10 protein-coding genes are annotated in these 14,450 nt (G+C 57.3%); 7 read left to right on the plus strand and 3 right to left on the minus strand.

Annotated elements, in window-relative coordinates; all coding sequences use genetic code 11:
* The 5 genes from BQ8794_RS09565 (at position 1) to BQ8794_RS09590 (ending at position 6,499) form a co-directional block, all read left to right on the plus strand.
* Positions 1-1,545, plus strand: coding sequence for a fumarate hydratase (locus BQ8794_RS09565; RefSeq protein WP_077376113.1), 1,545 nt, complete (start codon positions 1-3; stop codon positions 1,543-1,545).
* Positions 1,546-1,768: 223 nt separating this feature from the next.
* Complete coding sequence (locus BQ8794_RS09570; RefSeq protein WP_077376413.1) at positions 1,769-2,266, plus strand: Lrp/AsnC family transcriptional regulator; 498 nt, start codon at positions 1,769-1,771, stop codon at positions 2,264-2,266.
* Between the two features lie 162 nt (positions 2,267-2,428).
* Positions 2,429-3,835 (plus strand): aminotransferase, encoded by a 1,407-nt coding sequence (locus tag BQ8794_RS09575; RefSeq protein ID WP_077376116.1) that lies wholly within the window; start codon positions 2,429-2,431, stop codon positions 3,833-3,835.
* Between the two features lie 1,388 nt (positions 3,836-5,223).
* Entirely contained in the window at positions 5,224-5,643 is a 420-nt protein-coding gene (locus tag BQ8794_RS09585) for an SET domain-containing protein-lysine N-methyltransferase (RefSeq protein WP_077376122.1), read from the plus strand.
* 91 nt (positions 5,644-5,734) lie between these two features.
* Positions 5,735-6,499 (plus strand): class I SAM-dependent DNA methyltransferase, encoded by a 765-nt coding sequence (locus BQ8794_RS09590; RefSeq protein WP_077376125.1) that lies wholly within the window; start codon positions 5,735-5,737, stop codon positions 6,497-6,499.
* Between the two features lie 442 nt (positions 6,500-6,941).
* Here the strand turns inward: BQ8794_RS09590 and BQ8794_RS37320 are convergent, their stop codons facing one another.
* Entirely contained in the window at positions 6,942-7,115 is a 174-nt protein-coding gene (locus BQ8794_RS37320) for a hypothetical protein (protein WP_167378686.1), read from the minus strand.
* A gap of 412 nt (positions 7,116-7,527) precedes the next feature.
* On the minus strand, positions 7,528-9,972 hold the full coding sequence (locus tag BQ8794_RS09595) for a GcvT family protein (RefSeq protein ID WP_077376128.1): 2,445 nt from the start codon (positions 9,970-9,972) through the stop codon (positions 7,528-7,530).
* 2,332 nt (positions 9,973-12,304) lie between these two features.
* On the opposite strand from BQ8794_RS09595, the gene BQ8794_RS09600 reads away from it, so the two are divergent.
* Positions 12,305-13,027: a LuxR family transcriptional regulator gene (locus tag BQ8794_RS09600; protein ID WP_077376131.1), complete on the plus strand. Its 723-nt coding sequence runs from the start codon at positions 12,305-12,307 to the stop codon at positions 13,025-13,027.
* A gap of 314 nt (positions 13,028-13,341) precedes the next feature.
* On the opposite strand, the gene BQ8794_RS09605 is transcribed toward BQ8794_RS09600, so the two are convergent.
* Positions 13,342-13,623, minus strand: a complete 282-nt coding sequence (locus tag BQ8794_RS09605; protein WP_077376134.1) for a DNA -binding domain-containing protein — start codon at positions 13,621-13,623, stop codon at positions 13,342-13,344.
* 116 nt (positions 13,624-13,739) lie between these two features.
* Here BQ8794_RS09605 and BQ8794_RS09610 point away from each other — a divergent pair, with 116 nt between their 5' ends.
* Positions 13,740-13,970 (plus strand): helix-turn-helix domain-containing protein, encoded by a 231-nt coding sequence (locus BQ8794_RS09610; protein WP_077376137.1) that lies wholly within the window; start codon positions 13,740-13,742, stop codon positions 13,968-13,970.
* Positions 13,971-14,450: the final 480 nt, after the last annotated feature.

Raw genomic sequence — 14,450 nt, forward strand, 5'->3', positions numbered from 1 at the left:
GTGGGAAATAGATCGCGGATCATTGCTGGCACGGATATCTCAAGGAGCGTTGCGGACGCTCTTCAGTATATCTCGTACTACCATCCTCCAGATTATGTGCGGTCGCTTTCGCAGGCATATGCGCGGGAACAGAGCCCGTCGGCGAAAAATGCTATCGGGCAGATTTTGCTGAACTCGCGCATGGCGGGCTTCGGACGGCGCCCGATCTGCCAGGACACCGGTCTTGTGGTGGTTTTTGCAAAGGTCGGCATGGAGGTCCGTATTAAATCAGCGGCGAGTTTTGCCGACCTAGTGAATAGGGGCGTTCGCCAGGCATATCTTGATCCCGACAATCCCCTTCGACCGTCGATCGTCTCGGATCCGCTTGGCCGACGATTGAACACGCGTGACAACACGCCGGCAGTCGTCCACGTGGACCTCGTGCCTGGTAACCAGATTGAAATCACCATCGCTGCGAAAGGGGGCGGGTCCGAAAACAAGGCACGTTTCACCACCCTTAATCCCAGCGCGTCCGTTGCCGACTGGGTGGTCGACACCGTTTCGACCCTTGGCTGCGGATGGTGCCCACCTGGCCTGATATCGGTCGGCATCGGGGGCAGCGCTGAAAAGGCTATGCTGCTGGCCAAGGAGGCTATGAACGAACCCATCGACATGTCGGAACTGGCCGCCAGGGGGCCGTCAAGCGCGGAGGAGGAACTACGGATTGAGCTTTATGAGCGAATTAATGGGCTAGGCATCGGCGCTCAGGGTCTGGGTGGCCTGACAACAGTCGTGGATGTCAAGGTTGCAACCTATCCTACCCACGCCGCGTCCAAACCAGTCGCGCTCATTCCGCAATGCGCAGCCAACCGGCACTTGACGTTTGCATTGGACGGCACAGGGCCGGTCCAACTCCAACCGCCCGACCTTTCTGAATGGCCACAGATCGGAAATGAAGACTTGCACACTGCCGACGTCCGGCGGGTGAGCCTCGATGCGCTCACAAAAGAAGAGACTGCATCATGGCGCTGCGGGGAAACCCTCCTTTTGTCCGGAAAAATGCTGACGGGCCGTGACGCCGCCCACAAGCGAATAGTCGAATTGATCGATGCCGGCGAGCGACTTCCCGTGGATCTGCGGGGACGCGTAATCTACTACGTGGGACCCGTCCGCGCGGTGAGGGATGAGGTCGTCGGCCCGGCTGGCCCAACAACGTCCAGCCGGATGGACAGTTTTACTGAAAAGTTGCTCGCGGAGACGGGGCTATTTGCTATGGTCGGCAAAGCGGAGAGGAGCCCGGCGGCCATCGAGTCGATTGTCAGACACAAGACTCCCTATCTCATCGCAGTGGGTGGTGCTGCGTACCTGATTTCAAAATCGATCAAGACGGCGCGGATCGTGGCCTTTGAAGACCTGGGTATGGAAGCCATCTATGAATTCGAGGTGCAGGACATGCCGGTCATCATGGCTGTCGATGTTGAAGGAACCTCCATTCACAATTCCGGGCCACTCGAGTGGCGTAAGCGCATGGCTGCAGATACGATCGCGCGCAATATCGGGGTTTAATTATTCCCGTTAGCCAATCCGTCCTGCCTCGCTACATACATACTATGAAAGGGCAGTGAGAAGCTTTGTTTTTGTTTGGTCAGGCGTGCGCATGGGCTTATGCCTACGCCAGCACCGCCTGCGAGGAGCGCAACGCTGGGCTGGTGCGTCCGCACCATGGATGCAATTGGCGCAGACCCAAAGGCAGACTAAACGTAAAGTTCATATTCAGCCCGGCAATGCCATGAAGTCGAAACTCAACACGGTTCGCCTGGACGCATGGGATCTTCGGATCCTCGCGGAGCTTCAGGCAGACGGTCGGATATCAAAGAGCGAGCTGGCGAAGCGCGTTCATCTGTCCGCGTCGGCTTGCTCGGAGCGGCTCCGCATACTCGAAACAGCAGGGATTATCGAAGGCTATTGCGCGCGGCTGAGTCCATCCCTCACCGGTGGCGTGATTTTCGTGATGGTGGAGGTCGTGTTGGACCGTCACCGCCTCGAAGACCAGCGACACTTTGAGACGGCAATTCAAGGCATCTCCGAAATTTTGGACTGCTGGGCGATTGGGGGCCGGGTCGATTACCTGATGCGCGTTGCAGCTCCTTCTATGGCTGCCTACCAGGAATTCATGGAGGGTTTGCTGCAGGTTGGGCTCGGGATCGACCAATATTACAGCCTCATTGTGACGAAATCCATAAAATCCAATTCGCCCATTCCCTTGTCCGCGCCGAGACAACGGTGAGTTCCGAGCCCGTGTTTTCGACGGAGTTTGAACCAATTTCCGTGAATTCACCGGCCACGGACGTACATTGCCGTGGAACGTGAAGTGTGTCCGTCGGTATAGTCAGCCCTCGACGAGCGGGGACCGAGTATTCTCCGCCGGGCGCCAAACGGGAGAGCGACAATGAGCCTGACCAATCTGGGAACCAAGCAAGTCCAAGAAAAAGATCGAAGCTACGTCTTTCATCCGTCGACGCATTTAGCAAAGCACAGCCGCGGCGAGACGCCAAACCGGATTATGGCCGGAGCGGAAGGCGTCTACATCTGGGATACTGAAGGTCGAAAGAGCCTCGACGGTTTCGGCGGGCTCTACTGCGTTAACATGGGATATGGATGCACGGAAATCGCTGAGGCCATCGCCAAGCAAGCCCACGACCTACCGTTCGCTCATGTCTATGCCAGCCAAGGCACTGAGCCCGTTGCCCGCTTGGCGGAAGCCGTGGTCGAATATTTCGGCCAGAACATGCAAAGAGTTTATTTTGGCCTGTCCGGTTCCGACGCCAACGAGACCAATATCAAGCTCGTCTGGTACTATAACAACATTCTCGGTCGCCCCGAAAAGAAGAAGATCATCTCGCGACATCGCGGCTATCACGGATCCGGGTTGGTCACCGGGAGCCTGACAGGTCTTCCGTTCTTCCACAAGTTTTTCGATCTACCTTTGAACCTCGTGCGCCATACAACGACCCCACATCACTATCGTCAAGCCCATCAGGGCGAAACCGAAGAAACCTTCTCACAACGCTGCGCCGACGAACTTGAAGCCCTCATTCTTGCTGAGGGCCCGGATACGGTCGCAGCCTTCATCGGAGAACCGGCGCTTGGGACCGGCGGTATTGTTCCGCCCCCAATGGGTTACTGGGCGGCTATTCAAAAGGTACTGGACAAGTACGATATCCTTCTGATCGCCGATGAAGTGGTTTGCGGCTTCGCACGAACCGGTGCGAAATTCGGCTCCCACCTTTATGGCATGCGCCCGGATTTTGTCACCATCGCCAAGGGCGTGAGTTCCGCCTACCTCCCAATTTCCGGGTCGATTATCGGCGACCGCGTCTGGTCGGTCCTGGAAGAAGGAACGGAGAAGCATGGACCTCTCGGCCATGGCTGGACTTATTCCGGGCATACGCTTTGCGCGGCGGCCGCACTTGCCAACATCCGAGTCCTCAAGGAAAGAAACATCCTGGAGCATGTCCAGGATGTCGGGCCGTATTGGATTTCTCGCATGAAGGCGGAACTGGAAGGACATCCCATTGTCGGCGAAGTTCGCGGCGTTGGAATCCTGTCCGGCGTGGAGCTGATGCTGGACCCCAAAGCCCGCGTACCTTTTGAGCCCGAGCTGCAGGTTGGCGTGCGGGCCGCCGCTGCTCTGCTTGAGAACGGTGTCATCGGCCGGGCCATGCCGCACAGCGATACCCTCGGCTTTGCCCCGCCACTGATCATCACTCGGACCGAGGTCGACGTCATCGTCGACGCGACGGCGAAGTCAGTTGACACGACGTACCGCGCTTTGAAGGCGGAAGGCGCCGTATAATCTTCGTGAGGGCCAACTACTGTATTGCCGCTGTTGCCGGTCCTCCCATTTGACCGCCGGCTTTGCGCGGCGAGCCCTGCCAGGTGCACCTCCCCGCCGGGCAGGGCTTATTTCTGACGTTGCAGGTCCACCGCTTCGCGCCATCGAATGGGGTTTTGAAGAACAATATGCTCCATAAGAAACCCTTATGATGCCGACCAGCTACACTTGCTTCCACCCGCAAGCAAGTTGCCGAAGACCCAAGAAAAGTTCTGACAAGGGCAGACATGCAATCTGTCTTCGACAGATTTTTGGAACAGCTTTCGGAAGGCGTCGATGAGGTCGATTTCCACGGCGCCTTTGGCCTGTGTGAGCTCACAACCTGACCTGCTCGCCTTCGCCTATGCCTCGACGAGGACACACGAGCTCAACAAACGGCAGTACCTCGCAGGCCTCGCTTCCGATCGGCGGGACTCGGCCGGATGAGCGTTTGGCCGGGCCGGCCACCACGTTTCGAGCGCACATTCATTGACATGAACAGCCGCACACCACCCGCAGCGCGCTGTTCACGTCGACGGCACCGTGGTGCTGCATCGCGGGCGGTTTGTCGCTAAGGAGCTTGAGCCGCACCTGGCATATACGCCTCAAAATGTCTTACTCCGGAGCGATACCATGTGGACGTGACGAGAGCGAGTCCTCCGTCCGCAAGATGAGCAGACCGTACCTGTTACTTGCAGAGGCCGTGTTGGCGGATGTACGACTCTTGTGGTTCTCCGCGACACCCACTCCGACGTTTTCAGCCTGACGTTGTGTTATGTCTTTGCTGTTAGAGGATGAGTTGCATTTACCGTCGCGGCGAACCGAGGCGGCAAAGTGAATCTTTGGTATCTGACTATGATCAGCTCGCTCTCGTGTTCCGGGGCGTCTTTCATGCGGTCGCCGATCAATTCTCATTCGAGCAGGCGGTCCTGGGGCTTGGGCAAGATACGTGTACCGGGTTGGTTGGAACGAAACGTCAGAGCCGAGCAGCTAACGTCACCCACTCACATTGGTAGGTATGACGAGGTTGAGAACAAGCTATGTTCGCTCACGGAGAACTAGTTCTGGAATGAACTGTTAGAATCTCGTCCCTAGAAGCGCGTGCCGATCTCACCGATGTGCCTTAGTGGAAGGGATGCCCGTTGTCAGGGGGATGGGACGTGGCGAAAGTATACTTGGATCTGGCCGAGGTCTCAAGGCAACCTCTGGAAGAAGGAGGCTTGCCGCGAGACAGTCAGCCATATAGCCGAGCGCTCGATCCGCAAGCCCGCCGACTTCTTCGGGGTTAGCATGGCTGGTGAATCACTTCCGGGATCAACGACTGCCATAACGAAGCGCTCCAAGCTCAGCATTAAGAAGGTACACACATAATGGTCGATAGGGTTTTTGATCGTAGCAACGCTCTATATGTGAAGAAAATTCCCCGAAAAGGCCGTGGTTTATTCGCCAATATTCCGTTCAAGGCTGGAGATTTAATCGAGCGCGCGCCCACATGGGAATTTGATGAGAGACAAGCAAACCTTATAGATCTTACAGGAATACTAGAATATTATTTCGTGAGAGGAGGGAGAGATCCCAAAGGTAAAGCTACAGCGCGTTACGTTGTGTTTGGGCTTGCCTCGTTGGTGAATCATTCATTGAACCCTAATGCAAAAACGGTTTGGGCTGATGAAGATTCAGGCGCATGGGCCAGCATTGTGGCAATTGACGACATAAAGGTTGGCGATGAAATAACGCAGACATACACGAACCTATCCGATTATCCTAAGACGATAAACTTCGTGGAATGACGCACACCGCAGATAGGTGCGGGTGGGCGATTTAGTTGAGAGCTATCGGCCTTGTATTGAGACACCGTTCAAATCCTAATCGGAGATTCGAATGACTGAGAATTTTGTTTATGACGAGAGTGTGTCTTCCACATATGAAAAATTTACCAGCTTATTAGGGAAAGTTGCGGAGGCGGACGAAACTGCTGCCTTCCTTGAGCGACTTTCCAAAGGGGTTGCTCTTGAGCTCGGTATTGGCAATGGGCGGGTGGCGGTGCCGCTGAGCGAGCGGGGGGTCAAGGTCGAAGGCATCGACAATTCGGACAGCATGTTAAAACTCCTCGCCAAGCGGACCGATCTGGTCAAAGGCTGGAAGGGGGACATTGCCGATTTCAACTCAGAACAACGCTATGATCTAGTCTACTGTGTTTATGGCACATTCACCCTGCTCTCCACACGTGAAAAGCAAATAGCTTGCCTTCGATCGGCCGTGGAGGCGCTAGAAAAGAACGGGCATGTGGTGATAGAGGTTCGTGTTCCACCGCTGGATGGTTTCGTTGGGAGCCAGAAAACTACCGCTACGTTCGTTGATCATGAGAATACTTTTGTCAATGCGGTAATCCACGACCCAGTAAACCAGACGTTGACTTCAACCATCCTCTGGTTTTCTGGTACATCGGTCAAACGTTTACCACAACGCGTTCGGTACGTTTATCACCAGGAACTCGACACCATGGCCGAATGCGTTGGGCTGGAGCTAGCGGAGCGTTGGGGAGATTGGACGAGGGGAGCGTTCACCAATGAATCCAAAGGTCACATCTCAGTTTACCGGCGAAACCAGCTTCCAGTCGGTGACCTGCCTCTGAAGTCGTCTTAGTTGGCGGCTCGGCGTTTTTTTCGTCCGATCCATATTTGGTCCGCCGGTCGATCGGACGCTGCCCTAGGGCCGATAGCTAGGACCGGTACCTCGATGTTGGGCCGGTATTTGCGCCGACTCAGGTTCAAAATTGACGCTGGTCGCAACAGCCCTCGTCTGAGTCGCCGAACACCTGTATGGGACCGACCCGTCCCACCTTGGCATCATTGAAACAGACCTGGCCAAGACCGACATGACCCCCACGTATGCTGGGCACCACGTGGCAAACGACTGGTAGACAAGCTGCCACACAGGGGCGTTGAAACACCGCGGCCTTATTGGCTAGCCTGTGCGACCATCCCCACAAAAGCACCGTGTCTGTTCGAAGGCCCATGAATGGCGAGTGCTTCCGACCTTTTGTCGAGCAGGTCAGCAGGTCATGTTACCCAAAGCTCCAGCCAGGTCACATCGTCGTCATCAGCATCACGCTCGCACAAGGGAAAATGCCGGCCGCCGCCCTACCCAAAAATACTCGCCCGACCTCAATCCGATTGAACAGGTCTTCGCCAAACTTAAGCTCCTTCTGCGTAAAGCCGCGGCGCGAGCCGCCGGCGGCATCAGAGCCGCTATAGGCCAATTCCTCGGCCTCTTCACCCCACCAGAATGCGCCATCTACTTTAGGAGGGTAGGTTATGCGTCTGGCTAAATGTAGAACTCTCTAGCAAGTCGGCGAAGTCGATTGTGATGCTCACATGTCGCACCGCCTTAGGTGAGGGGCTTTCTCAGCCGGACTCGTGATCCTGACGCCGTAACGGGGCTGCCCCCGCGAAAGCAGTTCTTCTCGGTTATATTAAATTGACGCCAGCATTCCGACTTGCCTGGTAGTTACTCGCGTTGGCGCGCGCCCGAGCTGAATCCAGACGAACACGTCGCACTCCATGCCGCGCCCAATGGCTCCTGAACCGCGCCTTCGACGCGCAGAATGCCTTAGGCGCGGGTGCTTCGACACTTAAATAAGCTGTCGGATGCCGAACGGCTCCATTCGTAAGTCAAGCCCGCATCCGCTCGCCGTTCGGGTCATACATCGGTTTGAGCGAGACTTCCGCGGCATAGGACTCGCCGGCTATCTCAATCTGGTATGAAGAGGAGAGCAGAGCTGCCTCGCTTTCGTCCTTGCACGGTATATAGCCAAGGCCGAGAGCTCCACCGAGCGTGTGCCCGTAGTCTCCGGAAGTGATTGTTCCGGCGATCCGACCGTCTCGGAAAACGACTTCGTTCTTATGAAGTAGAGGGGCAGGATCTTTAAGGCGGAACTGAACCAACCGACGGTCGAAACCCGCCTCAAGTTTTCTCAGCACCGCATCGCGCCCAATATATCCGGGCTTTGCCGTCTTGACAGCGAAGCCCAGCCCCGCTTCGAGCACGTGATCCCTGCTGCCAACGTCATCGGGGAGGTGCCGACATCCCTTCTCCATGCGGCACGAGCCGATGGCATAGAGCCCACACAGCTTGAGTCCGACATCGGCGCCCGCCGCCTCGATTACTTCGAAGACATGAGCGGCTTGGTCAGTCGGAATGTAGATCCCCCAGCCCAGCTCGCCGACACAGGTCACTCTATGGGCCCGCGCCAGACCCATGCCGATCTCAATCTCCTGCCAGGTGCCGTAAGGGTTGTTCTCGTTTGAGAAGTCATTCGGACTCACTCTGCCGAGCAGTTCGCGCGAATTCGGTCCCATCACTGCCAGGATGCTTTCCGACGCCGACATATCGGTTATGACGACGAACTCGTCGCCCAGATGCCGCCTAAGCCAAGAGAGATTGGGTTGTAATGTAGAGGCCGACACGACTAGCAGGAAAGCAGTCTCCGTGAGACGGCTCACGGTCAGATCGCTCTCGATCCCGCCTCGCTCGTTCAGCATTTGCGTATAGACGATCTGGCCAATCGGCACGTCGACATCGTTGGAGCAAAGCCGCTGGAGAAAGGTGATAGCGTCTCGGCCCTCCACTCGGATTTTCCCGAATGAAGTCAAGTCGAACAAGCCGACCCGTTCACGAACCGCCGTATGCTCGTCGCGCTGATTGTCAAACCAGTTTTGGCGGTACCAGGAGTATCGGTATTCGCGCTCCTGGCCCTCCCTAGCAAACCAGTTGGCTTGCTCCCAGCCCACCATCTCACCGAACACCGCCCCGCGTGCTTTGAGATGTTCATGGATTGGCGAGCGTCGAATGCCGCGCGCTGTTGTCATCTGACGAGTGGGGAAGTGGTCGGCAAACGAGAGTGCCACCACCTCCGAAACCCGCTCTCTCAAGTACGAACGGTTTTTCTGTAAGGGCTCCATCCGACGGATGTCCACGCTCGACAAGTCGAAGGGCGGCTCGTCGTCATTCATCCACTGCGCCAGCGCTAAGCCCGCGCCTCCTGCGGCAGCTATCCCTGTACTGTTGTAACCACATGCTACCCAATAGCCCCTAACATCAGGAACTTCACCCAAGTGGTATTGGTCGTCCGGAGTGAAGCTTTCTGGCCCGTTAAAGAAGGTACGAATACCGGCTGTGGCCAGCATCGGAATGCGCTTCAGAGCCTTCTCCATAATAGGTTCGAAATGCGCAAAGTCCTCGGGCAACTGATCGAAGCAGAAGCTTTCCGGGATGCCGTCCATGCCCCACGGTTTCGCCTCCGGTTCCACCGCCCCGAAAAGAAGTCTGCCTGCATCTTCTTTGTAGTACGTATGTTCGTCAAGAACCCGAAGGACCGGCAGCCGAGTTAGTCCATTTATCGGTTCTGTGACCAAGTAGAAATGTTCGCACGCATGCAATGGAACCGCGACGTCGCTTCTAGCGCCGAATTCCCGTGCCCACATACCAGCACAGTTTACCACGACCTCCGTTTCAATCACCCCTCGCTGGCCCTCCTTCTCCCATGTTACGCTTGATACCCGGCCGTTCCTCGCCTGAACACCGGCTACGTTCACTCCTTCAAAGATTGCAGCGCCACGTTGACGTGCGCCTTTGGCCAGCGCCATCGCGACGTTGCCTGGATCACATTGTCCATCATTAGGGAAATGAAGCGCTGCAGTGACATCAGATACATCGATATGAGGATACATTCCCTCAAGTTCTCGCACTGAGATCTTTCGTGCCTCCACGCCGTAGGCGGCTGCGAGAGAGAGTTGCCTGTATAGCTCGTGCTTGCGCTCCTGGGTAAGTGCGATAGACAATGACCCGACGCGGCGAAGTCCGGTTGCGATCCCCGTCTCTTCCTCCAGACTCGAGTAGAGTTGCATTGAGTACTTGGTCAATTTCGTCATGTCGCTAGACCCGCGAAGCTCGCTGAGTAACCCGGCGGCGTGCCAGGTCGTGCCGCACGTAAGTTGCTTACGCTCGAGCAGGATCACGTCCGTCCATCCCAGCTTCACCAAGTGATATGCGACGGAGCACCCCGACACGCCGCCTCCGATTATGACAGCTCGCGCTTTTGAAGGCAGTGGCTTCATTTCGGATCCCTCAACCGGGAAAATTGTGGTGCGACTCTCATTGTAAGCTCCTGTTCAGTGTCTTTTCGGCATCCTCGCCAGAGCTAGCGGAGCGCGTTCTCCAGAAGTTCCAGATGAATGGTGAGCCTGGCGAGACGACGAGGCCACCTCAGATCGCTATCCCTTGTCGCCCTCGCGAAGAGTGCCCGGCCAGAGCCGCATGGCGGGCTGGCGGGCGACGCAGTCCATCCTCGAGATCTTTGGAGTCCACCAGGTGTGGCGCCAGTCGAGCCTGTAGACCGCGGCCGCTCGGTCCCAGGACCAGGATACTTTTGGCCGTGCATGTATCGGATATCGGCGCGGAACGGCAACGCGCCACTGCCTCTGGTCGTGAATGATAGCGCTGGCGGGCCGCCCGCCCCGCCCGCGCCGCCCCGCTCGAACGGTAGACGAGGCCCCGCTCGGCAGGCCCCACTTCTCCCACCGCTCCAGCGTCGGTTCGACAAATTTGCGACGCCTGGAAGCTGTGGTGATCTGCCGCCCTTCGCCCGTGGGAACTTCGAAGCGCCAGATTAGGTTGAGTCAACACGCGGCTATCGCGAAGACCAGGCGTGTCCCGTTGGACGTCCAGGACATCGAGGCGATCACGCCGGGGCGGAAAGCCTTTGTTCTGCTCCGTGCCGCTGGTGATCGCGGATGAAGGCCAAGTTCCCCCCTTGTTGCTGATGATGGTGGCGCGCGATTGGTCGGGCGCGAGCGCCATCGCAACTACATTCTTTCCATCCAACTCAGGCTTTCTTCGGCGAAGGAGTAGAAAGAGATTGCTGTGGGATTTACGTTCGTGCTCAAGAACTTTACTGTACTGTCTCGCTATAGCCAAGCTCGCGATATTTGAGGTGGCTGCGTTCGATGCCGATTGGAGAGCAAACGCACATTCTTGCGTCGGCTCGGGAAAGCCCGGTGTGGCGGGGGCGAACGCATGTTCGGCGAGCGTGATCATAGGATGGGGTCCATGCGGGCCGGTGCTTTGGCAGATCGACAGCACGTGTCATGCCAACTGAGAAAATCATTTCGGAACAACGAGTCATTCTGACAGGACTTGTGTCTCATGTCCGACATCGTCAGAGATCCGACGACAGTTCAACTTTAATCGCCTGATCGGTCTCCTGTGCGAGCTCGCAGGAGCACCCTGCAAACTCAAGCAGTAAAACTCACACAAGCTTGGTTGGCGCAGCATCTTCGCTCCAGCGACGCTTCACGTACCCGGCTCTAAATGCCTATCCCCTTGACTAACGAGCTGAACGACGAAGACCGGCTGCGCGTGTGCCCGATGCTAGAGCAAACCGCCAGCGAACGGCTGCAATCCACCCTCGACGTTACCGCGTCTCCAGGAAAGTCTGGTAACCAGACGCATGAGTCGACAGTGCGGTGAAACGATGCCTTTTACTCGCTCGCACGGCACTCGCTGCGCGGTGTTGGCGGTCCGGTCGCTGTTTGCGTCCGTCTTCTGTCCTTGGCAGTTTTCAATGGGACATGGTTCACGAAACGGCGCCATTTACGACGAGTGCTTTCGGGTGCTGGGGCTCCGGACATCTGGCCCTGTCTGCTGCTATGGCTCGCGGCATTGCTCCGTGCGTCGCCGTTCATACACCGTCCGAGATGGATCGGAACCAGGTGCTGGCCGGCCCCGCTTCGCTAGGCCCCTCCATTGGTCACCGTTGGCGTGCTGTTCCCAACGAGACGACTGGGCGCCTATTTCGGTGCACTGCAGCCGCCCTCATAGCCCACGATGACGAGGCAACTCAGGCCGCTGGTCTTTGCTTAAGAAGCGCCATTCTACGGGATCTAGTTCTGTAATATCGGAGGCTGCGAAACTCTGGTCATTTTTGCAGGAATGCTGCTTATGCGGTCCTATTGCGCCATCACTCGTCGTTCCTGCAAAATTATTTAATGCCATAAAGCCATCCACTCGGAGTCACTTATGAGAGGCACAGCAACCGCTGCGGTTCAGAGTCGTCCGGTTAAACTAAAGGATCAAATGTGTATCGAGCTTTCGACCGAATGGAGCCCTTCACGCGGGCGGCCGAACCCGCAAGAGATTTCCTCAGGTTGGGCTCGAAGCGTCTACAACGAGGCAGGGATTTGAGATCCGGTCGGGGAATACCATCCCGATTAGGACGGGGTAAAAGATATATGCAAGCAGTTCACTTTGGGCGAAATTCTGAGGCCACCGACGCCGGCTGGCGCAGTTTGCGGCAATGCTCTCGCAACAGCGTCATGGACCTCTTCCGCTCCGTCACCTTTCAAATGACACGTTGCCGAAGAGCCAAGGAAAGGAGCTGAAAGGGCAGAGATGCAGACTGTCTTTGAGAGATTCTTGGAACGGCTTTCAGTAAGCGTCGATGAGGCTGACCTCCGTGGCGCCCTGGCCGATGTCGCCTCTGGACTCGATCTGCTCGCTTTTGCTTACCTCTCCTTGCCCCCGCAGTCTGTTGGGAAACCCACGCTGATTTCGAATTATCCAGCGCCTTGGACAGCACGTTATCTTGAGAACCGGTATCAGAGTGTTGACCCGGTCATTGTGCGTGCACGCGGTGGCGGATGCCCGTTTCGTTGGGGATCCGATCTGAGCGGCGAGGAGCCTGCAGGGGCTCAGGTTTTCGAAGAAGCGGCGCAGTTTGGCATCTGCTGCGGCATGACGATCCCGATTATTGACCGCCGAGGGAATTTTGCAGCGATAACGTTTGCCGCTGACAAGCCCGACGCTGTTTTTCGCGCCGCAAAACGCCACGAAGAAGGTCTCCCGTATATAGCGACCTGTTTTCATATGTTCGTTCGCCGCAAACTGTCCACCGATCGAATGGTCGATGGTGTCTTGCTAACGCCGCGGGAATATGAGTGCCTGCAGTGGACAGCACAAGGCAAGTCCGATTGGGAGATCGGCTGCATCCTGGGGATCACGCAGCGCACCGCCGCCTTTCATCTGGCCAACGCTCGCCGGAAGCTTGGGGTGACGACCACCCGGCAGGCAATTGGGCGCCTGGCCCGTTCGGGCTTCGGTTCACTGACAAGTTAGCTTCACGTGCGCGGCGGCGTTGAAGCGTCGCCTGTGGGCGCTCGAGTGCCTCAATGCCCTTTGTGCTGCTGCCCCTTGTTCCCGCCGAAAAACTGGGCCCCGATTGAACATCATTCTTCGAGGCATCGACGGATCGCTCGCGGGCCTTCACATCGCGAGATCGCTGAAGTGCTGATCGGGGAAGTCGGGTCCACGCCGACGGATCCTGGCGATCACCTCAGCGACCGCATTCGGCGCGTCTCTCCGGCCGTGCGCTCAGGAATGGGGACTGTCGTGAGTTCCTTGCGCTAAAAGGTGACAGTTCCAGCCGTGCGTCAGCCGTCGAACAGTTCCTTGTAGCCGGTCGTTACCATCCAGTTCGCCCGGTCGATATGGCTGCGAACAGCCTTGCGGGCGCGCACCGGTTCAAGGACGGGGTTGATGCCGAGAATGAGTTCGGCCATTTCCTCTACGCTGGCATTGTCGGCGCAGGCGTCGAGGATGCGCAGGTAAATTGTGGAATGCTGCCTGTCGTAGCTCGTGATGCTGTCTGACCAGGGGACTTCGTCGCGCAGTGTTGAGCTTTGAGTCCCATCTGTTCCCGTTGATCGATTCATATCTGCCGCGAACCTCGCATGTTGATCGCTGGATTCAAGACAGCATATCCCAAAATGGGATAATCCGGAACCGGGATTAGTGGCTGAGCCGGTCTTTACCTGACCGGTTCGCCTACATGCCCAAATCTCTTCGCTCTCCCCGCCACCAGCGGTTTCTGGACCAGCTGATATCGCTGCGCAAGGCCAAAGGCCTGACCCAGACGCAGGTAGCTGAAAAACTTGGTCGGCCGCAATCTTTCGTGGCCAAGTACGAAGGCGGAGAGCGGCGTCTCGATGTCATTGAGTTTCTCGACGTAACTGCAGTGCTTGACGCTGACCCGTGCGAGATTCTGTTGAGCCTGCGCTAATAGCGCCGGCGCGCCTGGCGGAGCGCACCGGCTCGCTGCTGACCAGCGGTTTTCTTCGGCAATCTAATGCGTCTCAGCCATTCCGCTCCCGCCCTGGCGCGGGCAAGGGCGGGCGCAGCTCTTCTTTTTGGGCCCCCCGGCGGCGCAGGGTAGGCGACACTCCCTTCTTAGTGCCGCCGCGTAATCCCGCAACCCTTCGCTCTCGCTTCGGGTCCTTCTCGTCGTTCCGGTCCTTCGGATGCGGTCCGCCTGGACGGCGGCCCTTCCGGTCGCAACTCGCCGCCCGCCCCGCTTCCGTCCCGCTTCCGGGGAAAGCCGCGATTGGCGAGCGGAGGCAAAACGAAGCATGCAAGATAGAAGCGTACCGTCATCGAAGAGGCAGGCAGACCGGGCGCCCTGTCCTCAATTCCCGCTTTGCGGCCGTCGAGCGTCGGAATTGTTCCTGTTTCTGTCTTGCTAAGGCCCGTTGCGCAGGAATCG

This window comes from Mesorhizobium prunaredense, assembly GCF_900156895.1.
GTDB classification, from domain to species: Bacteria; Pseudomonadota; Alphaproteobacteria; order Rhizobiales; family Rhizobiaceae; genus Mesorhizobium; species Mesorhizobium prunaredense.

What these genes read in the sequence shown, in the direction of transcription:
- BQ8794_RS09570 (WP_077376413.1), top strand. Translation starts at nt 1,769, where the DNA reads ATGAAGTCGAAACTCAACACGGTTCGCCTGGACGCATGGGATCTTCGG.
- BQ8794_RS09575 (WP_077376116.1), top strand. Translation starts at nt 2,429, where the DNA reads ATGAGCCTGACCAATCTGGGAACCAAGCAAGTCCAAGAAAAAGATCGA.
- BQ8794_RS09585 (WP_077376122.1), top strand. Translation starts at nt 5,224, where the DNA reads ATGGTCGATAGGGTTTTTGATCGTAGCAACGCTCTATATGTGAAGAAA.
- BQ8794_RS09590 (WP_077376125.1), top strand. Translation starts at nt 5,735, where the DNA reads ATGACTGAGAATTTTGTTTATGACGAGAGTGTGTCTTCCACATATGAA.
- BQ8794_RS09595 (WP_077376128.1), bottom strand. Translation starts at nt 9,972, where the DNA reads ATGAAGCCACTGCCTTCAAAAGCGCGAGCTGTCATAATCGGAGGCGGC.
- BQ8794_RS09600 (WP_077376131.1), top strand. Translation starts at nt 12,305, where the DNA reads ATGCAGACTGTCTTTGAGAGATTCTTGGAACGGCTTTCAGTAAGCGTC.
- BQ8794_RS09605 (WP_077376134.1), bottom strand. Translation starts at nt 13,623, where the DNA reads ATGAATCGATCAACGGGAACAGATGGGACTCAAAGCTCAACACTGCGC.
- BQ8794_RS09610 (WP_077376137.1), top strand. Translation starts at nt 13,740, where the DNA reads ATGCCCAAATCTCTTCGCTCTCCCCGCCACCAGCGGTTTCTGGACCAG.